19 protein-coding genes and 1 pseudogene are annotated in these 22,914 nt (G+C 71.3%); 7 read left to right on the top strand and 13 right to left on the bottom strand.

All coding sequences use genetic code 11. The annotated features are described in order from the left end of the window. Positions 1-38 precede the first annotated feature (38 nt). The 5 genes from GFH49_RS10075 to GFH49_RS10055 form a co-directional block, all read right to left on the bottom strand. Complete coding sequence (locus GFH49_RS10075; RefSeq protein WP_196217916.1) at positions 39-1,034, bottom strand: glycosyltransferase family 2 protein; 996 nt, start codon at positions 1,032-1,034, stop codon at positions 39-41. Further along, entirely contained in the window at positions 1,031-1,852 is an 822-nt protein-coding gene (locus tag GFH49_RS10070; RefSeq protein WP_155055480.1) for a glycosyltransferase family 2 protein, read from the bottom strand. Before GFH49_RS10070 ends, GFH49_RS10075 begins: the two co-directional genes overlap by 4 nt. Before the next feature lie 344 nt (positions 1,853-2,196). Then, the gene (locus tag GFH49_RS10065) at positions 2,197-3,309 is read right to left on the bottom strand and encodes a GNAT family N-acetyltransferase (protein WP_155055479.1); all 1,113 of its coding nucleotides are present in this window, start codon (positions 3,307-3,309) and stop codon (positions 2,197-2,199) included. 1 nt (position 3,310) lies between these two features. Continuing rightward, positions 3,311-3,727 carry a hypothetical protein gene (locus tag GFH49_RS10060; RefSeq protein ID WP_230396225.1) on the bottom strand — a complete coding sequence of 139 codons (417 nt, stop codon included), beginning with the start codon at positions 3,725-3,727 and terminating at the stop codon, positions 3,311-3,313. 183 nt (positions 3,728-3,910) lie between these two features. Continuing rightward, positions 3,911-5,119 (bottom strand): S8 family peptidase, encoded by a 1,209-nt coding sequence (locus GFH49_RS10055; RefSeq protein ID WP_155055478.1) that lies wholly within the window; start codon positions 5,117-5,119, stop codon positions 3,911-3,913. Between the two features lie 311 nt (positions 5,120-5,430). Here GFH49_RS10055 and GFH49_RS10050 point away from each other — a divergent pair, with 311 nt between their 5' ends. Then, on the top strand, positions 5,431-6,237 hold the full coding sequence (locus GFH49_RS10050) for an SGNH/GDSL hydrolase family protein (RefSeq protein WP_155055477.1): 807 nt from the start codon (positions 5,431-5,433) through the stop codon (positions 6,235-6,237). Between the two features lie 17 nt (positions 6,238-6,254). Here GFH49_RS10050 and GFH49_RS10045 read toward each other — a convergent pair whose 3' ends face one another. The 4 genes from GFH49_RS10045 to GFH49_RS10030 all read right to left on the bottom strand — a co-directional run bounded on the left by GFH49_RS10045 (position 6,255) and on the right by GFH49_RS10030 (position 12,859). Further along, positions 6,255-7,856: a serine/threonine-protein kinase gene (locus tag GFH49_RS10045; protein WP_155055476.1), complete on the bottom strand. Its 1,602-nt coding sequence runs from the start codon at positions 7,854-7,856 to the stop codon at positions 6,255-6,257. Positions 7,857-7,910: 54 nt separating this feature from the next. Next, positions 7,911-9,644, bottom strand: coding sequence for a HoxN/HupN/NixA family nickel/cobalt transporter (locus tag GFH49_RS10040; protein ID WP_155055475.1), 1,734 nt, complete (start codon positions 9,642-9,644; stop codon positions 7,911-7,913). Further along, positions 9,644-11,122 carry a tetratricopeptide repeat protein gene (locus GFH49_RS10035; protein ID WP_155055474.1) on the bottom strand — a complete coding sequence of 493 codons (1,479 nt, stop codon included), beginning with the start codon at positions 11,120-11,122 and terminating at the stop codon, positions 9,644-9,646. Before GFH49_RS10035 ends, GFH49_RS10040 begins: the two co-directional genes overlap by 1 nt. A 201-nt stretch (positions 11,123-11,323) precedes the next feature. Continuing rightward, a complete protein-coding gene (locus GFH49_RS10030; protein ID WP_155055473.1) occupies positions 11,324-12,859 on the bottom strand; it encodes a DUF4331 domain-containing protein in 1,536 nt (511 codons plus the stop codon). 154 nt (positions 12,860-13,013) lie between these two features. Between GFH49_RS10030 and GFH49_RS10025 the strand changes: the two genes are divergently transcribed. The 3 genes from GFH49_RS10025 to GFH49_RS10015 all read left to right on the top strand — a co-directional run bounded on the left by GFH49_RS10025 (position 13,014) and on the right by GFH49_RS10015 (position 14,824). Continuing rightward, on the top strand, positions 13,014-13,607 hold the full coding sequence (locus GFH49_RS10025) for a sigma-70 family RNA polymerase sigma factor (protein WP_268867476.1): 594 nt from the start codon (positions 13,014-13,016) through the stop codon (positions 13,605-13,607). Then, on the top strand, positions 13,604-14,428 hold the full coding sequence (locus tag GFH49_RS10020; protein WP_155055471.1) for an anti-sigma factor: 825 nt from the start codon (positions 13,604-13,606) through the stop codon (positions 14,426-14,428). Before GFH49_RS10025 ends, GFH49_RS10020 begins: the two co-directional genes overlap by 4 nt. Positions 14,429-14,554: 126 nt before the next feature. Next, complete coding sequence (locus GFH49_RS10015) at positions 14,555-14,824, top strand: hypothetical protein (RefSeq protein WP_155055470.1); 270 nt, start codon at positions 14,555-14,557, stop codon at positions 14,822-14,824. A 41-nt stretch (positions 14,825-14,865) separates the two neighbouring features. Here the strand turns inward: GFH49_RS10015 and GFH49_RS10010 are convergent. The 4 genes and pseudogenes from GFH49_RS10010 to hmgA all read right to left on the bottom strand — a co-directional run. After that, a pseudogene (locus GFH49_RS10010) lies at positions 14,866-15,568 on the bottom strand (CoA transferase); the annotation flags it as partial. A gap of 15 nt (positions 15,569-15,583) precedes the next feature. Next, positions 15,584-16,741 carry a type ISP restriction/modification enzyme gene (locus GFH49_RS10005; RefSeq protein ID WP_155055469.1) on the bottom strand — a complete coding sequence of 386 codons (1,158 nt, stop codon included), beginning with the start codon at positions 16,739-16,741 and terminating at the stop codon, positions 15,584-15,586. Between the two features lie 139 nt (positions 16,742-16,880). Continuing rightward, positions 16,881-17,627 carry a GntR family transcriptional regulator gene (locus tag GFH49_RS10000; protein WP_155055468.1) on the bottom strand — a complete coding sequence of 249 codons (747 nt, stop codon included), beginning with the start codon at positions 17,625-17,627 and terminating at the stop codon, positions 16,881-16,883. A gap of 27 nt (positions 17,628-17,654) precedes the next feature. Beyond that, complete coding sequence (hmgA, locus tag GFH49_RS09995) at positions 17,655-19,016, bottom strand: homogentisate 1,2-dioxygenase (RefSeq protein ID WP_155055467.1); 1,362 nt, start codon at positions 19,014-19,016, stop codon at positions 17,655-17,657. A gap of 154 nt (positions 19,017-19,170) precedes the next feature. Between hmgA and GFH49_RS09990 the strand changes: the two genes are divergently transcribed. The 3 genes from GFH49_RS09990 to GFH49_RS09980 all read left to right on the top strand — a co-directional run bounded on the left by GFH49_RS09990 (position 19,171) and on the right by GFH49_RS09980 (position 22,829). Then, the gene (locus GFH49_RS09990; RefSeq protein ID WP_155055466.1) at positions 19,171-19,716 is read left to right on the top strand and encodes a hypothetical protein; all 546 of its coding nucleotides are present in this window, start codon (positions 19,171-19,173) and stop codon (positions 19,714-19,716) included. A 52-nt stretch (positions 19,717-19,768) separates the two neighbouring features. Next, complete coding sequence (locus GFH49_RS09985) at positions 19,769-20,386, top strand: TetR/AcrR family transcriptional regulator (RefSeq protein ID WP_155055465.1); 618 nt, start codon at positions 19,769-19,771, stop codon at positions 20,384-20,386. Between the two features lie 175 nt (positions 20,387-20,561). Next, positions 20,562-22,829, top strand: a complete 2,268-nt coding sequence (locus tag GFH49_RS09980; protein ID WP_155055464.1) for a molybdopterin oxidoreductase family protein — start codon at positions 20,562-20,564, stop codon at positions 22,827-22,829. Positions 22,830-22,914 lie beyond the last annotated feature (85 nt).

The following is a 22,914-nucleotide window of genomic DNA, read 5'->3' as shown; positions in this document are numbered from 1 at the left end:
CAGTCATGTCCGTCTCCCTCGAACCCGGGCACGACGAGTCAGTCATGTCCGTCTCCCTCGAACCCGGGCACGACGAACGCCGACTTGCGGGCCCGCACGCTCCCCACGACGTACCCGCCCGCCGCCGTCAGCACGCCCGCGACGATCGCGCCCGCCCGCCCCGCGCCGCCCGGCCGGGCCAGCAGGGCGTCGCGCAGTCCGCGGGCCACCCCGGCGGGCAGCACCCGGGTCGCGTACCGGCGTTCGGACTCAAGTCCCTTGTCCGCGCCGACACTTCGCGCCACCAGCGCCTTGGACAGGCCCTCGGCGTAGGTGCGCGTGCGGAAGTACCCGAAGTGCTCACGCGCCTCGGGCACCCTGTGGTGGATCACCGCACGGTCGTCGATCAGCAGGACGGCGTCCGGTCTGGCCCGGGTGAGGCGGATGCACAGCTCCGTCTCCTCGCAGCCCAGCGGGCGCCTGTCGCCGTCGCGTCCGATGCCGGTGGCGAATCCGCCGGCCGCCTCGAACGCCGTACGACGGAACGAGGCATTGCCACCGAGGACGTTGCGCACCCGGACCCGGCCGGCGGGCAGGCCCTTGTAGGTGCAGCCCACCACCCAGTCGAACTCCTCCGGGAACCAGGCCGGCCGGCGCCGCGACGCCCAGATCGGCATGGTGCGCCCGCCGACCGCCATCACCCTCGGGTCGGCGTACCCGTCCGCGAGGTGCCGCAGCCAGTCCCGCTCGGCGACGGCGTCGTCGTCGAGGAAGGCGATCACCTCGCCGTGCGAGGCCGCGATGCCGGTGTTGCGGCCGGCCGACAGCCCGCGGGGACCCGCGTTGGCGAGCACTCGTACCGCGGCGACTTCCTTGTACTCCTTGTCCAGCCGGTCCAGGAGCGCCGCGTTGTGGTCGACGACCAGCAGCGTCTCCAGGGCGGGCCGGGACTGCGCCCGGACCGAGGCGACCGCCGCCAGGATGTCGTCCCAGCGGTCCTCGGTGTAGACGCAGATCACGACGGAGATCACGACGGAGACGCCCGGACTGCTCAAGACACCTCTCCCCGCACCGAGTCGAGCATCGGGGAGTGCTGCTCACGGCGGCGCAGCGCACGCCGGTTGGAGCGTTCCTTGAGGATCACCTTGAGCACCCGCAGCCCGTCCCGCACGGCCCGCAGATTGCTGGTGCCGTGGATGCGGAGGTACTCGTGGCTGGGTATCTCCTGCACCTTCAGACCCGCCTTGACCACCCTGATGTTGATCAGGGTCTCGATCTCGAAGCCGGTGCAGTCGAGGTCGATCTTGTCCAGGCAGTGCCGCCAGAAGGCGTTGTATCCGTAGCAGAGATCGGTGTAGCGGGCGCCGAACTTGCGGTTTACGGCGGTGCACAGCGCCCAGTTGCCGAGCTTTCTGATCGGCGTCATGTCGTCCGTGCCGCCGCCGTTGGCGAAGCGGGAGCCCTTGGCGAAGTCCGCGCCCGAGACCAGGGCGGAGACATACGACACGATCTCGTTGCCGTCGGCCGAGCCGTCCGCGTCGACCATCACGATGATGTCGCCGGTGACCGCCTCGAAGCCGGTGATCAGCGCGTCCCCCTTGCCCTTGCCGTGCTGTTCGACGACCTTGACCTCGGGCCACAGTTCGCGGGCCACTTCGACGGTGCCGTCCGTGGAGTTGCCGTCCACGAGGATCACTTCGTGGATCCAGCCGGGCAGCGTCTTGAAGACGTACGGGAGATTCTCCGCCTCGTTCATGGCGGGAATCACCACGCTCACCGGCGGCGCGATGGCCAGGTGAGAGGAGACGGGCCGGTAGGCACCGGCGGTGGTCGGATCCTGGCCCGTACTGGCCGGGCGCAGAACTGAGCTCATGAGTCTGGTCCCTCTCGTCCGGTGGACCGCCCGCCCCCGGGCGGCCCCGCTCTGTATCCGGTTCGAAAGGGGGGTATCTCACCTACGGCACGCCGAAATGGATCTCCGTGCACGCCGGGTGAGCTGGCAAAGCTGGCCGACTGCCGCGATCGGGCATTCGGTCGCGCGGCACGACTCGGCACATGGTGCGGTCACCGAGCACGGCACCCCCCTACCGCGCCCCGCTCGGAGCCATCGCGGTCCGCGAGCCCTCCCCTTGGACCGAAAGCCGATGAAACCGATGCGGGTGAGATGTACGACGGTATTGACGATTGAGCCTGTATGGCAAGGCCTGAAACAAGACCTCACTTTTTTGTTGTTATGTCCGCTACTGAACGGATTTTGCCCACCTGTTTGAGCAGGCTGTCCGCTCGTTCGAACAGTTCCGGCCGGGCCACCACCGTGTTGCGCAGTGCCCGGACCGGGGCGCGGCGCACCCGGTGGCCGAGTGCCACCGGGTGACGACGCGTCACCCACCCCTCGGACACGCTGAGTTCCCGTGTCTTGAGGGAGTCCTTGTATTCCTTCTGGCCCCGGCCGAGATCCAGATACGCGATCCCGCCGGCGGCAGCCGCCTCGGCCATCCGCAGATGCAGGATCAGGCCCGGGGAGTACTTCGAGAACGCCGGGTCGTACGCCGGGAACCAGCACGCCAGCACCCGCTGGGTGCGCAGCCCGAAGTGCGCGGCGACCGGCTTGCCGCCCGCGTACAGCACGGACAGGATCCCCGCGAACGGCTCGGAGCGGGTGTGGAACAGGTGCTGCGCGAGCTGACTGATCCATTCGTGCGCGAAGCGGTCGCTGCGCCCGGTCCTGCGGTACTGCGCAGACTTCCACCCCATGAGCGTGCGCAGGGCGGCCGGGTCGCGCTCGTCGTGGACGTAGCGGACCTCGCCCGCGTCCCGGCCGAGCTTGCGGTCCTTGGCGAGCGTGGTCCTGGTGAACTTCGGCGACCGGGCGCGCAGATCGCTCAGATAGGTGTCGTAGCCCTGGTCGACGTCCATCACGGGCGACGCGAAGCTGCCGGTGGCCCTCGCCTGGAACGGCCCCTGGCCCTCCACCAGGTGGTCGAACTCCCAGACGGACAGGGAGCAGGCCCGCAGCAGCGCCCGGGCGTCCCAGGTGAACCCGGGCCGGTGCACCAGCCCCTGGGCGTCGGAGACGCCGAGACCGACGGCCCGTCCCACGCCGGCGGCGGACCTCTGGTGGGGGAAGAACGCGACCGGTTCGCCGTCCTGCCGTACCACCGCGATCCGCACGCCGCGCCGGTGCCGTCCCACCGCGAGCGTGAACTCGGGGGACAGGAACGGGTTCGCCAGCTCGGGAGACCCGTGCAGATGCGCCTTCGACTGCATGGCCGTCCAGGCCGCCCGGTCGGCTTCGCTCAGCTCGCCGGGGCGGTACACGCCGATGTCCACGTCAGTCAGTCCGCCTTCTCGCCGTACGGCCGCGCAGCCGCCGTACCAGAACCAGCAGGAGCGTCAGGGAGCTGGTCGCGGTCACGGCGGCGATACCGCCTCCGATCGACCACCGGTGCAGGGTCAGCATGGCCTGGGCGACCAGCATGTTGACGACGACCGCGCCCGCGCCCGCGACCAGGACCCGGCCGAGCGGGGTCAGTCCGTGCAGGGCTGCGGCGATGGCCGCGGCCGGTGCCGCGAGCAGGAAGAAGAGGGTGAGCGGGCCGCGCAGCGGCGAGCCCGAGTCGGCGAGCGCGAGCACCGCGCCGATCCCCCCGACGGCTGTCGCGGCGCCCGCGAGCAGCGGTGTCAGGTCCCGCGCCGGGCCGGGACGCGCGCGCTCGGCGCCGTCCGTTGAAGAATGCTTGATCCCCATGGTCTGCATTGGCGACTTTGCCCCCCGAAGCGCCGGATGCCGGGCTTCAATGTGACGCAGCCGTGTGGGGGCCGTCAAGATGCGGAAGACGGCCACCCCGACTCATGACGGCCTTTGCACAAGTGTTCCCCGGAGGCGATGGACGCCTCCGGGGAACTCCCTGTCATTTCAGGGTCGTTGCCGTCACGGGACGATCTTCAGCAGCCGGTTCGGGGAGCCGCTGCCCGGACTGGTGACCACACCGGTGGTGGCGCCGCTGGTCAGCGCCGAGGCGACCTGCGCCGGGGTGGACGAGGTGTGGTTCGCGAGGTAGACCGCGGCCGCACCGGCGACGTGCGGCGTCGCCATCGACGTACCGGAGATGGTGTTGGTCGCGGTGTCGCTGGTGTTCCAGCCGGCCGTGATCGAGGAGCCGGGCGCGAAGATGTCCAGAATCGAACCGTAGTTGGAGTAGCTGGCCTTCGCGTCCGTGTTGGTGGTGGCGCCCACCGTGATCGCCGAGGCGACGCGGGCGGGGGAGTACGAGGAGGCGTTGGCGCTGCTGTTGCCGGCCGCGACCGCGTAGGTCACGCCACTGGCGATGGAGTTCGAGACCGCCGCGTCCAGCGACGCGGAGGCGCCGCCGCCGAGCGACATGTTGGCGACCGAGGGACCGGAGTGGTTGGCCGTCACCCAGTCGACGCCCGCGATCACGCCCGCGGTGGTGCCGGAGCCGTTGTTGTCCAGCACCCGCACCGCCACGATGTCCGCCGCCTTGGCGATGCCGTAGGTGCTGCCCGCGATCGTCGTGGCCACATGGGTGCCGTGGCCGTTGCCGTCGGAGGCGGTGGTGTCGCCGTCGACCGCGTCATAGCCGTAGCTGGCACGGCCGCTGATCTCCGAGTGGGAGATCCGCACGCCAGTGTCGATGACGTACGCGGTCACGCCGCTGCCCGCGCTGTCCGGGTAGGTGTAGGTGCCGGACAGCGGGAGCGAGGTCTGGTCCGATCGGTCCAGGCCCCAGGGAGCGTTGCTCTGTGTGGTGTCGGTCAGCTGTACGCGCTGGTTCTGCTCCACGGAAGCCACCGCCGGATCGGCGGCGAGCCGCGCGGCCTCGGCCGCGGAGAGGGTGGCCGTGTAACCGTTCAGCGCTGCGCCGAACGTCTTCTTCACTGTGCCGCCGTACTCCTTGACCAGGCCCTTGCCCTCGCTCGACGCGGCCTTGAGACCGGCGCTCTTCTTGAGCGTGACGATGTAGCTGTCCTTGATCGCGGTGGGGGAGTCGGCCGCGAGCACCTTCCCCTCGGCCGGAGCGGCCTCGGCGGGAAGTGCGGTGAGCCCGCCCAGCAGGGCGGCGGTCGCCAGGCTGGTTATTCCGGCGTACCTGAGTCTCTTGCTACGCAGTTGTGCCATACGAGGGAGTCCTCCTCTTGGCGGCGCGCTCGGGTGTGGCGCGTCTGTGGGGGGTGCGCACGTCATCGCGCACACAGCCCGGAGCGTCGCGTTCCGCTGCGGGCTGCAGTAGAAGGATCAACCGTTTACGGGCGTGGAACAAGAGACTTGAGTGCCTGTCAACGATTTTGTAATGAGCATGAAATGTAGGGCCGCGTGAAGTCGTGGTGCGGATCCGGGAAAGATATGGAAAGTCTTGGCATGGACACTTCCATTCAACACGCGTAGTTGCTACGCCGGTTGAGGCAGAGATCCTGCTATAGGGAGGTTCCATGAGACGTTCCCGAATTGCCGTATACGTCAGTTCACTCCTCCTGGCCGTCGGTGTCACCCTCACCGGATCGGCCACCGCGCAGGCCGCCCCGTCCGCCGCAGAAGGCGGCTATGTGGCCCTCGGCGACTCCTACTCCTCCGGGCTCGGAGCGGGCAGCTACCTCTCCTCCAGCGGCGACTGCAAGCGCAGCACGAGGTCGTACGCCTATCTCTGGGCCGCCGCCAACTCACCCTCGACGTTCGACTTCACCGCCTGCTCGGGCGCCCGAACGGATGATGTTCTGGCGAGTCAGCTCGGCCCGCTCAGCGCGTCCACGTCCCTCGTGTCCATCACCATCGGCGGTAACGACGCCGGCTTCATGGACGTGATGGTCACCTGCGTGCTCCAGTCCGACAGCGCCTGCCTCTCCCGCGTCGACACCGCCCGGGCGTACGTCGACTCGACGCTGCCCGGCAAGCTCGACAACGTCTACTCGGCGATCCGGGCCGAGGCCCCGTCCGCCCGCGTCGTCGTGCTCGGCTACCCGCGCCTCTACCGGCTCGGCACCCTGTGCCTCGGTCTCTCCGAGACCAAGCGGAAGGCGATCAACGGCGCCGCCGACCACCTCGACACCGCGATCGCCAAGCGCGCCGCCGACCACGGCTTCGCCTTCGGCGACGTCCGTCCCACCTTCACCGGCCACGAGATCTGCTCCGGCAGTTCCTGGCTGCACAGCGTGAACCTGGCCAACCTCAGCGAGTCGTACCACCCGAACACGAGCGGCCAGTCCGGCGGCTATCTGCCGGTCCTGAACGCCAACGACTAGACCCGCGAAGTCCGGGTCTAGTAAGAGGCCGTAGGCGAAGGGGAGGCCCCGTCCGTCGGGCTCTCCCCTTCACATGTCACCGAGAACGCGACCGAGTTGGACGTGGTCCGCACCGGGTCGCGCACCTCGACACTGATCTCGTTCCGGAAGGTCCCGCTGTCGTCGTACGTCGTCACGAACGCGCGGTCCTGCTGGCTCCGCGAGCCGCCTTCGGGGAACGACAGCGTCTTCCAGCCGGAATCCATCACCTCGCCGTCCCGGGACACCCAGCGATAGCTCACCTCGGCCGGCAACTGCCCGACCGTGATGGTCGCGGTGAACGCGGGCGCCTCGTCGTTCGACGGCGGACACGCCCCGGAGTACTCCGTGTTCGCTCCCGCCAAGGTGACCTGCACGGACTGCTGGGACTCGGCCGAGGTCCCGCCGTCGCCCGGCGTCTGTGCCGGGCTCGAAACCCCGCCGGCCGCGTTGCCGTCGTCGCCCGGTGAACTGCCCTCGCTGGTCTGGCTGGTGGTGCTGCCGCTTCCGGTGTCGCCCCCGTCGTCCTCCCCGTTCAGCAGGGCGTACGTCAGCCCGGCCAGGGCCAGCACGATGGCGGCGAGGCCCGCGACGATGGCGATGGCGGCGCGGCGGTTGCGGTCGGGTTCCCGGGTCGCGGTGGTGGTCGCCGGGGCGATGACGGGCTGGGTGTAGGGGGGCGGCTGGGTGGGCGGCGGAGTGGGCGGCTGCTGCGGCCGGGCCGCGAGCGTCGGTGTGTAGGGGGCCGCGGGAGGTCTCTCCGCGCGCGGAGTGCCTCCCGCTCCGATCAGCCGCAGATCCTGCTCCGCCCGGTCCGCCGGCAGCCGCTCGGCCGGGTCCTTGCGCAGCAGCCCCTCGATCACGCCTGCGAGCGGACCGGCCCGGCGCGGCGGCGGCAGTTCTTCGTCCACGATCGCCCGCAGAGTGCTGAGCGGGGTGTTCTGGCGAAACGGGGAGTTGCCCTCCACCGCCGCGTACAGCAGCACGCCCAGCGACCACAGGTCTGACTCCGGACCCGGCGTGCGGCCCAGCGCCCGCTCCGGTGCCAGGAACTCGGGCGAGCCGATGACCTCCCCGGTCATGGTCAGCGCCGAACTGCCCTCGACCGTGGCGATGCCGAAGTCGGTCAGTACGACCCGCCCGTCGTTCGACAGCAGCACGTTGCCCGGCTTCACATCCCGGTGCAGCACCCCGGCGGAGTGCGCGGCTCGCAGCGCGGCCAGCACCTCCGCGCCGATGTGCGCGGCACGCTGCGGCGGCAACGGCCCCTCCGCATCCAACTGGTCCGCCAGCGACACCCCGCGGATCAGCTCCATCACGATCCACGGCCGGCCGCCGTCCGAGGCCACGTCGAACACCGTCACCACATTGCGGTTGGCGACCCGCGCCGCCGCCCACGCCTCACGCTCCAGCCGGGCGTACATCCGCTCGACCTCCGACGTCGGCAACCCCGCGGGCGCGCGCACCTCCTTCACGGCGACCTCGCGGTGCAGCACCTCGTCGCGGGCCCGCCACACCGTCCCCATGCCGCCCGCGCCGAGCGGGGACAGCAGACGGTAGCGGCCCGCGATCACACGTTCACTGCCCGGTTCTTCGGACACGGGCGCCCCCCATTCGCATCCGCGCTGATTCTCCTCATCCTTCCCGAACGTAGCTCAGCCAAGTACGGATGCCGCCCCCCTGACAAGCAATCCGATCCCGAGCGCCACGACCACGAACGCGGACAGCAGCGGTGCGGTCCTGCGTAGCAGGGTAATTGTCGGGTTTGCGGTCCAGCGGGGGCCCTTGTCCAGCATCCGGGTCACTCGGCCGCCCAGCCTGACGACCGCGAACCCGGCCGCGGTGAGCGTCAGGGCGAGCCCGGCGCCGTACGCGACGACGAGCAACAGCCCGAACCAGGCCTTGCCGAGAGCGGCGGCACCGACGAGCACGACGACGGCCGAAGGACTGGGCACGAGTCCACCGGCGAAGCCGAGGAGGATCGTGCCGCGGAGGGTGGGGGCGGTGGAGTGGGTGTGGGTGAAGCCGCCGTGGGTGTGCTCGACGGTGTGTGAGGGGCTGTGGGGGTGGGGGTGGGGGTGGGGGTGGGGGTGGGTGTGGGGGTGGTCGTGATGGTGCTCGTGGGCGTGCGGGTGAGCGTGTGTTGAGGGCGACGCGGATGCCGCACCGGCCAGGACGAGTTGGCGGGCGGGGGGCTTGTCGGGTTGGTGGTCGTGGTCGTGGTCGTGCGGGTGCGGGTGCGGGTGCGGGTGCGGGTGCGGGTGCGGGTGCGGGTGCGGGTGGTCATGGGTGTGTCCGTGCGTGTGGTCGTGGTCGTGTGTGTGGTCGTGCGGGTGTCCATGTCCGTGCGTATGGCGCCGGTTGCGCCAGGCCCGTCGTACGAGATTCGCGCCCGCCGCGATCACCAGCGCGCCGCTCGCGATGCCCAGCCAGGCGATCACCGAGGGCGTCGCCGCCGAACCGGCCGTGACGAGGAGGCCGAGGGCGACCACGCCGAGGGTGTGGGTGACCGTGACCGACGCGGCGAGGGGGAGGACGTTCCTGAGGCGGGCCCGGCCGCCGTGCGCCGCCGCCGTCGCGGCCATGAGGGTCTTGCCGTGGCCCGGGGCGAGGGCGTGCATCGCGCCGAGGCCGACCGCGATGACCAGGGCCAGCGCGGCGAAGCCGAGCGTGAGGTCGTGGCGGGCGACGAGGGAGTCCAGGGCACGGGTCCAGCGGTCGGCGCCGCGCGGCAGCACGGAGGAGGCCGGGGCTTCCTGCCGGTCCTCGGTGAGGGCGGGGCCGCCGGATCGTATGTCCAGCGCCGCGGTGGCGGTGTCGGCGGGAGAGGAGAGCAATTCCTCGGGGTACTCGGTCAGTTCCCGGGAGCTCGACTCCGCCGGGACGTCCGACGCGGTGAGCGTCATACGGTCACCGCGTGCCGTGATCTCACGCCAGCCGGGGCCGGACCCGGCGCCCGCGCTGCGGAAGCCGAGGGTGAGCGTGTCGCGTTCGGGGAGCGGCGCGGTCAGCCGGCACTCCACCCGCAGCGTGTCGAGCCCCGCCTGTCCGGGCCGCACGCGTGCGTCGCTCTCGGCGACGGTGAGGCCGACAGCGCGTCCCCCGACGGTGACCTCGCTGTCCCGCGCGGCCGAAGCGCACCGCTGCCGGGCCCAGTCGGCCATGCCCGCCTTCTCGATGCCGGGCTTGGCCTGGGTCGCCGGGATCTCCGCCAGGTCCTCGACATGACGGACCCGGAGTTCGCCGGGTGCGGCGACGAGGCCGTCGTAGCGGTTGACGGTGAAGTTGCCGAGGGGGTGCGCGCTCGCGGCTCCGGAGGGGACGAGCACGAGCGCACAGACGCCCGTCAGAACGGCCGCGCCGGAGGCGCACAGACGACGGGGGCTCATCACAGGGCCGCCTCCAGGTCCTTGAGCGCCGTACGGGCCTCCCGTGCGCCCAGCGGCGAGAAGGCGGGGTTCAGCTCCAGGGCCGACGTGAGGGAGGAACGGGCGTCCTCGGCGTTGCCGGTGGCCTGCTCGATCATGCCGCGGTGGTAGAGGAACGCGGCATTGCGGTACCCGGTCGCGGTGGCGCGGCGCGCGTACGCGAGGGCTTCCTCGTCCCGGCCGTTCCGGTGCAGGGCCCAGGCGAGGGCGTCCGCGGTGTGCACGGTCTGCCGGCGGTCCCACTCGGCGCGGGCCGCGCGCAGCGCGGACTCGGCGTCGCCGTGGTCGGCGGCGGCGAGCGCGGTGTCGAGGTCGGCGTTGACGCCGTTGGCGCGGGCGAGCGCGGTCCAGGCGTCGACGAGGGCGTACTGGTCGTTCGCCTTCGCCCGGTCCCCGTCGGCGCCACGCGCCTCGTACAGCTCACCCAGGACGACGAGCGGGCCGGGCAGCGGATACCGCGCCACGACCTGCTCCATCCCCTTGATCGCGCCGGCCCGGTCACCGCTCGCGGCCTGCGCGCGGGCGCGGCCCTCCAGCGCGGGGAGGTATTCCTCGTCGGCGGCGAGCGCGCGGCCGAAGTGCTCCAGCGCCGTCTCGTAGTCGCCCTGGTTCCAGGCGAGTTGACCGAGCTGCGTCGCGACGTACGCCACGTCTCCGGGCGCGGTGGCGGAGTTGAGGGCCTGCTCCAGCACCCGCTGAGCGGTCCGTACGTCGCCGCGCAGCTCGCGCACATACGCGTACCGGCTGAAGACGGGGATCCCTGGGCGCCGGGAGTCGGCGGTGTCGGCGGCCTTCGACGCGTCGGCGTACCGGCCGAGTTCGACCAGGGCGTCGACGCGGGAGGACAGGGCGCGCTCGTTGTAGGGGTTCTGCTTCAGCGCCCGGTCGGCGTAGCTCAGCGCGTCGCCGAAGTCATGCCGGGCGGCGGCGAGCGCGGCACGCCCCGCCAGGGCCTGGTCGTTGTCGGCCGCAAGCTCCAGGGACCGCTTCAGCGCCCGCTCGGCCTGCGGATAGCGCGAGGGGTCGCCCTTCGTCCGCGCCTGCTCGACATAGGCGAGCCCGAGGGTGGCCCAGCTTCCGAAGTCCTTTGGCTGGGCGCGGAGATGGTCCTGCAGCGAGGTGATGCTCGCGTCGAGATCACCGCTGGACAGCAGCGCCGGCGACATGGCGGCGGGCACGGAGGCGATGCTCTGGCCCGCGTCGTCCCGCACGGCCCCGAACGCGATCGCACCGGCGGTCATGGCGACCGCCAACATGGCGGCGCAGCCCGCTAGTTGGGCGGCCCGCCAACGCCGTCCGGCCGCCGTGATCCGTCGAACGGCGGCCACCCGCTCGTCGACCTGCGCAGCCTCCGGAGCCTCCCCGGTCTCTGTGGCAGAGGGCTCGGGCCCGGCCTCCGGCGGCTCAGGAGGCTCGCTGTCGTTCGAACGCGGGGACATGACCTCTCCTCGGTCGTATGAAGGAAGTGGTGAGGTGAAGCGGCGCGGCCCGCGCCGTGGGGGATGGGTACGAGCGGGCCGCGCCAGCTATTGGGGTGGGGGGGAGAGCAGTGCCCCGAGAGGGGCGCGGGGAACTGCGCGACCAGCCACGACGGCACCGCAGTTGCTCGACGGCCGGTCGCGGCACCTCCCGCGGAGCGCCTAGTACGCCCGCTCCCGCATCCGCCGCCACCACATCAGCCCCGCTCCGATCAGCAGGATCCCGGCCGCGCCGGCACCCGCCGAGGCGGCGATCAGCGTGGTGTCCTCGGAACCACCGGCGGTACCCGCGGGCTGCAGCGCGTCGCCCAGCTGGCTGCGGACGTCGTTGTCGCCGCTCGTGCCCTTGGCGAGCGGACCGCGCGAACCCTCCGTCGGCAGGGCGACGTACGGGAAGGCGTGCTCGAAGTCCTTGTCGTTCTTGTTGACCGCGTCGCCCAAGTCGTTCGCGGCCCCGACCAGCTCACCCTCGACGACCTGCAGGGAGGCGTCGATCACGTCGTCGGTCAGCCGACGCCCGTTCGGAAAGCCCGCGTTGTCGCCGTCGAGGACACCGAGCCGCTTCGGTTTGGCGGCCGGCTCGATCGAGGTGTTGAGACGCAGTTCTTCCGCCGCGCGTACGTTCGGCGGCTGGTTGAGTCCCTCGACGCCCTTGAGGTAGACGTCCACGAGGTCGTTGCGCGGCTCGTCGGGCGCCGGGATCTTGTAGATCCCCTCGATGAGCTTCGGCAGTTCCGGGTTGGTCACGTTCTCCAGGAACTGCGCGTCGTCCCACGGCGCGGACGCGTTGAACGTGTCCTTGTCCTCCAGCGGGTTGACGACCTCGTTCACCAGCGGGCTGCCGAGCCGCGACACCTGCTCGAAGTCCCCCTGCGCGTTCTTGCGCTGGGTCGTCGACCAGATACCCACGATCGGCTGGTCCGGCGACTCGGTGATCATGTGCGTCGGGACCTGCAGGGCGATGGAGTTGACGTTGTAGCCCTTGAGCGTGTCGTTGCCGACCTCGGAGAGGTTCCCGCCGTACAGCAGGTCGAAGACGCGCAGGTCCGCGAAGAACGGGTCGTCCGCCTGACCGGCGAACGTGGTGGAGCCGCCCGCCAGTTCGTACACGGCCTGCTCGCGCAGCTTGGCGTAGTCCGGCATCGACGCCTTGCCGACGTTGGACGGGGCCACCGGAACGTCGTCCGCGACCTTCGTCTTCGACACCAGATGCTGGTTCTCCAGCCGCAGCAGATCGATGTCGTACGTCTGCGTGATGTTCAGGTCGGGGTCGTCCAGGCTCTCCACCGCGCCGGTGTTGTACAGGAACGACTTCTCGTTCTTGATGTGCGTCTTGAAGGTGTAGCGGTACAGCAGCTCGCCCTGGGCGTCGCCGTTGTTGTCGATGTGGATGTCGTACTGCGCGTCCTCGGCGAACTGGTAGAAGTTCGGCCCGCCCGCGGGCTCCTCGAACGGAATCCAGTTCGCGACGATCGTCGTCGTGTCCGGCTTGTCCGGGCTGACGAACGCGTACAGGTCCGTGTTGTCGTACTGCGGAGTCCCCGAGATCAGCGGGGCCTCCCGGTGGCTGGAGGCGGAGGCCGCCCCCGGTTCCAGCGTGGCCACGCCGGCGGCTGCGAGCCCCCCGGCGGCCAGCGCACCACATATGAGGGTCGCGACGCTCCGCGCGCCCACGCCGCTCCTGGAGATAGGTGTCATGCCGTCCGTCCTCAGTCCAACTTGCCTGACGCACGAGGATTCGATGCCGGTGGCGGGGCGGATTGGTCGAATCCAAAAACGAAATTTCCCTCCGCTGGACTGGCGTTTTGGGCACGCTGATCCGTAACCCCATCCGGAGGTGTGTTCGTTGCGAATGCCTGGTGGGACGGGATCGGCCCCGTGCGGCCGTAGAGAGGGGCAGCGGGTGGAGGCGGACGAGCTTCTGGTGCTCGTGGCGGGGGGCGACCAGAAAGCCTTCGAGGAGCTGTACGGACTGGTCGCCGGGCCGGTGTACGGGCTCGTCAAGCGAGTCGTACGCGACCCGGCGCAGTCCGAGGAGGTGTCACAGGAGGTGCTGCTCGAACTCTGGCGGTCCGCCGCGCGGTTCGACCCCGGCCGGGGCAGCGCCCTGTCCTGGGTCCTCACCCTCGCCCACCGCCGCGCCGTGGACCGGGTGCGCAGCGCCCGCGCGGCCGGCGAACGCGAGGTGCGTGAGGCCCGCCGCTCCCACAGCCCCGCCTTCGACCAGGTCTCCGAGGAGGTCGAGGCCGGACTGGAACGCGAGTCGGTGCGCCGCTGCCTGGGCCGCCTCACCGACCTCCAGCGCCAGTCCGTCACCCTCGCCTACTACGACGGGCTTACGTACCGTGAGGTGGCCGAGCAGCTCTCCCTGCCGCTCGGTACCGTCAAGACCAGAATGCGCGACGGACTGACCCGGCTGCGCGCATGCCTGGGAGGTGTCGCATGAGCATCCTCGACCGACTGCTGCGCCGCGAGGACCTGCACTCCCTGGCCGCCCCCTATGCCCTGGACGCCCTGGAACCGGCGGAACGCGTGCGCTTCGAGAAGCACCTTGACGACTGCCCCCTGTGTGCCGCCGAGGTACGCGCCCTCACCGAGGACGCCGTCCGCCTCGCCTGGTCCACGGCCGCGCCCGCGCCGGCTGCGATGCGCGACCGGGTCCTGGCCGCCGTACGCACGACTCCCCAGGAACCCGCCGCGCAGCCCGAACCGGCACGCGCGCGTACGCCGCAGCTGCCGCCGCACGTCTGGGGCACCCAGCCGCCGCCCGCGCGCGCCCGTGCGCGCAGGACGCGCCCCCTCTTCGCGCCCGTCGCCACCGCGACGGCCGCCGCGGCCCTGGTCGTCGCCTCGCTCTTCGCCGTGCAGGCCGGCCGGACGCAGGACGAGCTGGACGCCCAGCGGGCGCAGGCGCGTGAGATCGCCCACGTTCTCGCGGCGCCGGACGCGCGCGCGAGCACCGGACAGGACGCCCAGGGCCGAAGTATCGGAGTCGTCGCCTCCGCTTCCGAGGGGAGCGCGGTGGTCACTCTCAGCGGCTACGGCGACCTGCCGAGCGGCAGTGTGCACCAACTCTGGCTCATGCGCCCCGATGTGCAACCACTCTCCCTCGGGCTGTTCGACGGTGACACGCCCTTGGTCGCGTCCGGTCTGGAGAAGTCCGCGACATCACTGGCGGTGACCGTGGAGCCCGACGGAGGGTCGGAGCAGCCCACTACCCAGCCCGTTGTCCAACTCGCCCTGAATTCGGTTGGATTCGGAGAGTAACCGGGGACGAGTCGTCAACCCCCTTACGGGGAAGGTGAATCCTGTGACCGCGATACACGAGTGCCCCATGGGGGCGATAGGGTTACCCTGCCCGGGCCGGGTGGACTCGTACGGGTGGGGAGTGACATGGAACAGATAACAGTGCGCAGCAGGGCGAGGGTCCCTGCGATCACCTGCGGGAGCGGCGCGACCAGTTCGCGCCTCGACCGCCATCTCTCGGTGCTGGCAGGCCCTGCCGTACCGCAGACGGAGGCAGCCGAGGCGACCTCGCTGATGCGCGAGATCACCGCACGAGACACCCCGCAGCAGCGCAGCGACCGGGGCAAGAGGGTGAGCCGGGTCTCGCTCTTCGCGCCACTGCGCCGGCTGCGCCGTTCGCTGTTCGGCGGGCGCTGAGCGACACCGCGCTTCTCGGGACCGTTCCTCAAGGCCCGCGCTCAGGCCGCCACACCGTCCCGGCGCAACGCTGCGATCTCCTCGTCCGTCATCCCCACGGCACGCAGCAACGCCTCGGTGTGCTCCCCGAGCGCGGGCACGGCCCCATCCGTGCCTCGTCCCCGCCCGGCATGGATGGGGGTCCCCCGGTTCGAGCGAAGCCGAGAATTGGGGGAGGGCGGCAGCAGTGCCCGTAGCGGCCCCACCGGCGACTCCACCTCCCGCCACCGTCCCCTGGCCGCCAGCTGCGGATGCGCCGCGACGTCCGGTACGTCCCTCAGCCGTGCGCATGCGATGCCCGCGGCCTCCAGCCGTGCCACGGCCGCATCGGGATCCAGCCCGGCCGGCGCCTTCGCGACGGCCGCGTCCGTACGCTCCCGGTGCGCCACCCGGGCCGCGTTCGTCGCGTACGCCGGGTCGGTTCCCAACTCCGGCCGCTCCAGCACCTGTTCGGCCAGCCGCCGCCACTCCCGGTCGTTCTGCACCGACAGCAGCACTCTCCCGCCGCCCGCGGTCGGACAGGCGTCGTACGGCGCGATGACGGCGTGCGCGAGGCCGGTGCGCGCCGGGGCTGTGCCGTCGTGCATCACATGGTGCAGCGGATGCCCCATCCCCCCACTTAAGGGCGTGGGGAGACCTCACCGCGAGCGCCTCCGGCATCGACACCTCGACCGGCCCGCCACGGCCCGTCGTCCCCCGCCGCACATCACTTCGCCGGTGTCAGATCAGCGTGAGCTGGCCCTCCGGGCCCTCCTCGGGTGAGTCCAGGACGGACGCCGGTCTGCGGGACGGCTCCGGCGGCGGGAGTACGCCCGCCTTGTGCAGGTCGGCCGCGGTCACGGGAGACGTCAACGGGTCGGGGAGGGGCGGGACTTCGGAGAGCAGGGCCAGTACGGTGATCAGCTCCAGGAGCTCCGACGTCCAGGTCTGGGGCCAGGTGGCCGGGCGGATCGCGTCTAGGGTGCCCGGCTGTTCGGCGGGTGCCGTCCGTGCCGTGAACCACTCCTGAAGCACCCGGACCCCGCTCACCTCGAAGTCCCAGGCCTCGGGCGGCACCGGGGAGATTCGGCCCTCGTCGATCTGCAGGACCTCCTCCTCACGGTCGTAGACAAGGGTGTGCGGGCGGGCGGGGAGAGGGGCGCGGACGTACGGTCGGCGACCGCCGGGGAGCTTGGGGCGCTCGCCGTCGCGGCACATCAGCCGCAGCGCCCGACGCCCCGACTCCACGCCCTGCGCCCAGAGTCCGGGGTCCCCGGTGAGGGGAACGGCGAGGTCGGCACGGACCGCCGCGATGATCCAGGCCAGCACGTCCACCGGCTCGGGCACCTCGCCCAGAAGCTCACCCAGGTGTTCCGGCAGGCCCGGCGCCAGGTTCGGTTCCGCCCCGCCCGGACGGCGATACAGCGGGCGGACCCGGCCGGGGCGCAGCACTGGCAGCAGGGAGGTCGCCAGGAGGACGGGGCCCGGCCCGCCGCCCGCCGTCTCGGCCACGAAGACCTGCCGCTCGTCCGCCACCCGCCACAACTCCGGCCGGGCCACGTCGATCAGCCGGTGGTCGGGGATCAGCCACTGCTCGTCGAACGGCGCATGCAGCACGCGCACGGGTTCCGGGCAGGGCCCGGTGGCCCGGGCCAGCTTCTCCGTGCCGCTGGACTGTCCCGGCAACTGCCCGACCGCGGTGTGCGGCGTCCGCGACCGGGTCGGCTCGAACAACGCCTCCCGGTCCGGGCCTTCGGCCTTCACCAGCGCGTCCCACCGGGCTTTCAGGGATGCCGCGTCCGGACCCGCCGGCCACCCCCGGCCGAGCCGCGGCGGTGCGACGGACCACGGCATGAGGTCCGCCAGCAGCGGAGCGTCGTCGTGCGTCACGCAGGGCATGGTACGACCTGGCTACGACAGCCGGGGGGAGGGCAGCGCCCCATAGGGGCGCGAGGCTGTGTCGATGTGCGGCTCCGCCGCGTGGGCGCGACCAGCCCGCACTGACCGACAGACGAAGAACGAGTCACCCAGCGGAGCGCTACGCATCGAGGGTGACCGAGAACGAGAACCGGTCACCCCGGTAATGGATGACCGCCACATCCAGCGCCCGCCCCCCGGTGTCGTAGATGATCCCCGTGTACCGCAGAATCGGGCTGAGCAGCGGGACTTCGAGGAGCCGCGCCGTCTCCGGGTCCGCGAGCCGCGCCTCCACCGTGTCCGTGATGCGGCTGATGTCCGCCCCGACGACATCCCGCAGCACCTTGGTCATCGGCCAGCGGACCAGGTCGTCGAGATCGAAGCGTTCGGCCAGTTCGGGACGGACGTGATTGCGGGCGTGGTTCGTCGGTTCGCCGGTCTTCTCGTCGCCGCGCAGCCGGTGGTACGTCGCCACCTCGTCGAGATCCGGGAAGTACTCGGCGAGTTCGGTCGGCACCGGCGCCTTGCCGTGATCGAGAAGCTCGGTCGTCATGCCGGACTGCTGGGCCACGATCGCGTCCACGGAGCCCAGCAGCCGCACCGGGGCGCCTCTTGTCGCATCCGGCTCGATGAAGGTGCCGCGCCGGCGATGACGGGTGATCAGCCCCTCGTCCTCCAGCTCCTTCAGCGCCTGCCGCATGGTCAGCACGCTCACGCCGTAGTGCCCCGCCAACTGCTCCTCGGTCGGCAGCCGCAGCGGGTCCTGGGGCGAGCGGCCGAGTATCGACGCGCGCAGCGACTGCGACACCTGATACCAGAGCGGCAGCTTGCGGTTCAGGACGATCGAGTCCGGGGCGAAGGAGGTCATTGAGCCATCCGTACCGGCAGGGGACCCTCAGTGCAAGGGGCGGAAGTGGCGTTCGAGGCCCTGCCACACGTCGTCGTACCCGCGCTGCCGCTGCTCCGCACCGGCCGCCTGCCCGGTCAGCGTCACCGGCCAGCGGGTCTCGAACATGAACGCCAGCCCGTCGTCGACCTTGTGCGGCCGCAGCTCGGCGGCGCTCGCGCGGTCGAAGGTCTCCCGGTCCGGGCCGTGCGCCGACATCATGTTGTGCAGCGAACCGCCGCCGGGCACAAACCCTCCAGGGCCGGCCGTTTTCGCGTCGTAGGCGCCCTCGATGAGCCCCATGTACTCGCTCATCACGTTCCGGTGGAAGTACGGCGGACGGAACGTGTCCTCGCCCACCAGCCAGCGCGGCGCGAACACGACGAAGTCCACGCCCGCGAGGCCCGGGGTGTCGCTCGGCGAGGTGAGCACCGTGAAGATCGACGGGTCCGGGTGGTCGTAGCTGATGGTGCCGAGCACATTGAAGCGGCGTAGGTCATAGGCGTAGGGCACATGGTTGCCGTGCCAGGCGACCACATCGAGGGGGGAGTGGTCATAGGTGGCCGTCCACAGGTTCCCGCAGAACTTGTTCACCACCTCGACCGGACCCTCGACGTCCTCGTAAGCAGCCACGGGCGCCCGGAAATCCCGGGCGTTGGCGAGCCCGTTGGCGCCGATCGGGCCGAGGTCGGGCAGTTGGAAGGGTGCCCCGTAGTTCTCGCACACATAACCCCGGGCGGAACCATCCAGCAGCTCCACACGGAAGCGCACTCCACGAGGAAGCAGCGCCACATGTCCCGGTTCCACATGCAGCAGCCCGAACTCCGTGCGCAGCAGCAGTCCGCCGCGTTCCGGCACGATCAGCAGCTCGCCGTCGGCGTCGCTGAAGACGCGGTCCATGGAGGCATCGGCGTGATACAGGTGCACGGCGATACCGGTGCGCTGGGTCGCGTCGCCGTTGCCGCCCAGGGTCCACAGGCCCCGCAGGAAGTCCGTTCCGGCCGGGGGTGGTGGCAGCGGGTTCCAGCGCAGCCGGTTCGGGTCGGGCACCGATTCCGTGAAGGGCGCCGTACGGATCGAGCCGTTCTCCGTGCGCGTGAACGCCGGGTGCGCGGCCGAGGGGCGGATCCGGTACAGCCAGGAGCGGCGGTTGCGGGCGCGGGGCTCGGTGAACGCCGTACCGCTGAGCTGCTCCGCGTACAGCCCGAGCGGGGCGCGCTGGGGCGAGTTGCGGCCCTGGGGCAGGGCGCCCGGGACCGCCTCGGAGCTGTGCTCATTGCCGAAACCGGAGAGGTGGGCCAGTCCTTCGGCGGTCTTCCGCGTTTCCTCACGCTCGAACACGCTCGCGCGGGAGGTACCCCCAACGCTCATGATCGGTGCTCCCTTGGCGTCTGATTCCTATGTTCCACCATAGGAATGTGGTTTCAGTGACGCAAGGGGTGCGCATCCGGTCCTCAGGGCGTACATCGAGAACCAGACTTCAGGGGGATTCGAGGTATCGGACCGGTGTTCTACTCTCGCCGTCATGTCGTGGACTCGCATAGTGCTCGCAGCGCTCGCGGCCTGTGTGCTGCTCTTCGCCGGAGCGGCGGGCTGTGGCTCCGGTGACGCGGACGGGGGCGGGGGCCGGAAGAACGGGGAGTCGATGTCGCCGGTCGGCAAGCTCCTGGACGCCACCGACGACGAGGGGCGGCACTACCGCGAGGTGGACGACGAGGACGCCCCCGAGGTGGGCGTCGAGGTGCAGCCGGACGCCGACGGGGGCTGGGACGTGCGCCTGACGGTCCGTAACTTCCGCTTCTCGCCGGCCGGCACGAAGGCCGAGGCCGTGGCCGGCCGTGGTCTCGCCCATCTCTTCGTCGACGGCCGCCGCGTCGCCCGGCTCCGCACCCCCGAGTACCGCCTCCCGGCCGGCCTCGTCCAGCGCGGCACGCACCACGTCACCGCCCGGCTCTACGCCGACGACGGCACGGTGTGGGCCGTGGACGGCGAGCCCATCGAGAGGACGGCCGACATCACGGCGTCGCAGCCGGGGCCGACAGGGCGCACCAGCGCGCCCGCCGGACGGTGAATGTGCGCGGCAACGGGGGGCGAGGTTCACCGGGCCCGGGCGGACAGGCATCATGAAACCCGTGCCCCATGCGACCTCGCTCCGTCGTGCGCCCATACAGCGGCGCAGCGCCGAACGGCTGACCAGGATCCTCGACGCCTGCGCCGACCTCCTCGACGAGGTCGGCTACGACGACCTGAGCACCCGCGCCGTCGCCCAGCGCGCGGGCGTCCCCATCGGCTCGGTCTACCGCTTCTTCGGCAACAAACGGCAGATGGCCGACGCCCTCGCCCAGCGGAACCTGGAGCGCTACACCGAACGCGTCACCGCCCGCCTGCAGGAGGTCGGTGACGGCGGCTGGCGGGGCGCGATGGACGCCGTGCTCGACGAGTACCTCGCCATGAAGCGCACCGCGCCCGGCTTCTCCCTGGTCGACTTCGGCAACCAGATCCCGGTCGGCGTCCGGCACGCCGAACCCAACCACCGCGTCGCCGACCGTCTCACCGACCTGCTCTCCGGCTACCTCGGCCGCACCCCCGACGACGATCTGCGGCGCACCTTCCTCATCGCCGTGGAGACCGCCGACACCCTTGTCCACCTGGCCTTCCGGGTGGCCCCCGAGGGCGACGAGAAGATCATCGAAGAGGCGCGGGAACTGCTGCGGGCGTACCTGGCGCGAGTCCTGGACTGACCGACCGCCTCGGATGCCGACCGCCCCGGACTCCGGCCCTCGCGGCGTCCGGCCCTCCCGCCCTCCCGTGTTTCCGACCTCGCCCACGGTGGACCCTCCCCCTCGTGCATACCGGTCGGTATGCTCGACCGCAGCCAGTGCGTCACCGTTGCCGCCGTGCCCTCCGGGAGGACCCGTGTCCCGCACCGCCCTGCGAATCTGCCCCCTGTGCGAGGCCACCTGCGGGCTGACGCTGACCATCGAGGGCACCCGTGTCACCGGTGCCCGGGGTGATCGCGACGATGTGTTCAGCGAGGGATTCATCTGCCCCAAGGGCGCATCCTTCGGCGCCGTCGACGGCGACCCCGACCGCCTGCGCACTCCCCTCGTCCGCACGGACGGCGAGCTGCGCGAGGCCACCTGGCAGGAGGCGTTCGACGCGGTCGCGGCCGGGATCCGGCCGGTCGTCGAGCGGTACGGCGCGCACTCCGTCGGCGTCGTCCTGGGCAACCCGAACGTCCACACCCTGGCCGGCGCCCTCTACCCGCCCGTCCTGGTCGCCGGGCTCGGCACCCGCAGCCTGTTCACCGCCTCCACGGTCGACCAGATGCCCAAGCACGTCTCCAGCGGGCTCCTCTACGGCGACGCCCACGCGATCCCCGTACCCGACCTGGACCACACCGACCACCTGCTCCTCATCGGCGCCAACCCCCTGGAATCCAACGGGAGTCTGTGCACCGCCCCCGACTTCCCCGGCAAGCTCAAGGCACTCAGGGCCCGCGGCGGCACCCTCACCGTCATCGACCCGCGCCGCACCCGCACCGCCAAGCTCGCCGACCGCCACCTCGCGATCCGGCCCGGCACGGACGCCCTGCTGCTCGCGGCGATGACACACGTCCTCTTCGCGGAGGACCTCGTCGACCTCGGCGACCTGACGCCCCATGTCCAGGGCGTACCCGAACTCCAGGACGCCGTACGGCACTTCACCCCCGAAGCCGTCACCGCCGCCTGCGACATCGACGCCGGCGTCATCCGCGCCCTGGCCCGCGAGCTCGCCGCCGCGCCCACCGCCGCCGTCTACGCCCGCATCGGCAGCTGCACCGTCCCGTACGGCACCCTGGCCAGCTGGCTCGTCGACGTCCTCAACATCCTCACCGGCAACCTCGACCGCCCCGGCGGCGCGCTCTTCCCGCAGGCGGCCACCGACAAGACGCCCCGGCCCGCCGGCCCCGGCCGTGGCTTCCGGCTCGCCCGCTGGCACTCCCGGGTGAGCAAACACCCCGAGGCCAAAGGGGAGTTGCCGCTGTCCGCGCTCGCCGAGGAGATCGACACCGCCACCCCCGAGGGCGAGCCGGTCCGCGCCCTCATCGCCGTGGCCGCCAACCCGGTGCTGTCCGCCCCCGACGGCGACCGGCTCGACAAGGCCCTCCACTCGCTCGACTTCATGGTCAGCGTCGACCCCTACCTCAACGAGACCTCGCGCCACGCCCACGTCGTCCTGCCGCCGCCCCCGCCCTCCCAGAGCGCGCACCACGACTTCGCCCTCAACGCCTTCGCCGTACGCAACCAGGTCCGCTACAGCCGCCCCGCCGTCCCGCTCGAACCCGGCCGCATGTCCGAGAGCGAGATCCTCGCCCGGCTCACGCTTGCGGCCACCGGAACGCACGGCGCCGACCCCGCGGCCGTGGACGCCATGGTCGTACAGCAGACACTGGGCAAAGCCGTGAAAGAGCCGCACTCCCCGGTGTACGGCCAGGACCCTCGGACGCTGGCGGACCGGCTCACCGGCGAGAGCGGCCCCGAGCGGCGGCTCGACATGATGCTGCGCCTCGGCCCCTACGGCGACGGGTTCGGCCTGCGGCCGGACGGCCTGACCCTGGAGAAGGTCCTGGCCCATCCGCACGGCATCGACCTCGGACCGCTGCGCCCACGGCTGCCGCAGCCGCTGAAGACCGGGAGCGGCAAGATCGAGCTGCTGCCGCAGCCGATCGCCGACGACCTGCCCCGGCTGAGGCGAGCCCTCGACGAACGTCCCGGCGGAATCGTCCTCGTCGGCCGCCGTCATCTGCGGTCCAACAACAGCTGGATGCACAACGTGCCCGCCCTCACCGGCGGCACCAACCGCTGCACTCTGCACATCCACCCCGCCGACGCCGAACGGCTCGGCGTGCGGGACGGGGCGGCCGTACGGCTGAAGGGGTCCGGGGGAGAGGTGACCGCGCCCGCGGAGGTCACCGACGCCGTGCGTCCGGGCGTCGTCAGCCTGCCGCACGGGTGGGGGCACGACAGGCCCGCGACCCGGATGAGCCATGCGGTCAAGGACCCCGGCGTCAACGTCAACCAGCTCCTCGACGGCAGCCTGCTCGACCCGCTGTCGGGCAACGCGGTCCTCAACGGAGTGCCCGTGGAAATCTCCGCCGTGAAAATCTCCGCCGTGACCGAAAAGCTCACCCCGCTGACCTGAGCAAAGCCGTGACCAGGAGTTTTGCGCTTATTGCTCGCATGTCAACATCTTGTTAACGCCGTTCGGCGGCACCTAACGTCATCGC

The sequence above is a fragment of the Streptomyces blattellae genome, assembly GCF_009709555.1.
Classification (GTDB): domain Bacteria; phylum Actinomycetota; class Actinomycetes; order Streptomycetales; family Streptomycetaceae; genus Streptomyces; species Streptomyces blattellae.
The sequence above is the reverse complement of the archived record's forward strand: the minus strand, read 5'-3'. Positions and strand labels throughout refer to the sequence as shown.

Bases quoted from the DNA above. Each gene is read 5' to 3' on its own strand.
- GFH49_RS10060 (WP_230396225.1), bottom strand. From the start codon at position 3,727: ATGGGGATCAAGCATTCTTCAACGGACGGCGCCGAGCGCGCGCGTCCC.
- GFH49_RS10035 (WP_155055474.1), bottom strand. From the start codon at position 11,122: ATGTCCCCGCGTTCGAACGACAGCGAGCCTCCTGAGCCGCCGGAGGCC.
- GFH49_RS09990 (WP_155055466.1), top strand. From the start codon at position 19,171: ATGTCGTGGACTCGCATAGTGCTCGCAGCGCTCGCGGCCTGTGTGCTG.
- GFH49_RS10030 (WP_155055473.1), bottom strand. From the start codon at position 12,859: ATGACACCTATCTCCAGGAGCGGCGTGGGCGCGCGGAGCGTCGCGACC.
- GFH49_RS10005 (WP_155055469.1), bottom strand. From the start codon at position 16,741: ATGCCCTGCGTGACGCACGACGACGCTCCGCTGCTGGCGGACCTCATG.
- GFH49_RS09985 (WP_155055465.1), top strand. From the start codon at position 19,769: ATGAAACCCGTGCCCCATGCGACCTCGCTCCGTCGTGCGCCCATACAG.
- hmgA (WP_155055467.1), bottom strand. From the start codon at position 19,016: ATGAGCGTTGGGGGTACCTCCCGCGCGAGCGTGTTCGAGCGTGAGGAA.
- GFH49_RS10015 (WP_155055470.1), top strand. From the start codon at position 14,555: ATGGAACAGATAACAGTGCGCAGCAGGGCGAGGGTCCCTGCGATCACC.
- GFH49_RS10025 (WP_268867476.1), top strand. From the start codon at position 13,014: ATGCCTGGTGGGACGGGATCGGCCCCGTGCGGCCGTAGAGAGGGGCAG.
- GFH49_RS10070 (WP_155055480.1), bottom strand. From the start codon at position 1,852: ATGAGCTCAGTTCTGCGCCCGGCCAGTACGGGCCAGGATCCGACCACC.
- GFH49_RS10000 (WP_155055468.1), bottom strand. From the start codon at position 17,627: ATGACCTCCTTCGCCCCGGACTCGATCGTCCTGAACCGCAAGCTGCCG.
- GFH49_RS10020 (WP_155055471.1), top strand. From the start codon at position 13,604: ATGAGCATCCTCGACCGACTGCTGCGCCGCGAGGACCTGCACTCCCTG.
- GFH49_RS10040 (WP_155055475.1), bottom strand. From the start codon at position 9,644: ATGAGCCCCCGTCGTCTGTGCGCCTCCGGCGCGGCCGTTCTGACGGGC.
- GFH49_RS10055 (WP_155055478.1), bottom strand. From the start codon at position 5,119: ATGGCACAACTGCGTAGCAAGAGACTCAGGTACGCCGGAATAACCAGC.
- GFH49_RS10050 (WP_155055477.1), top strand. From the start codon at position 5,431: ATGAGACGTTCCCGAATTGCCGTATACGTCAGTTCACTCCTCCTGGCC.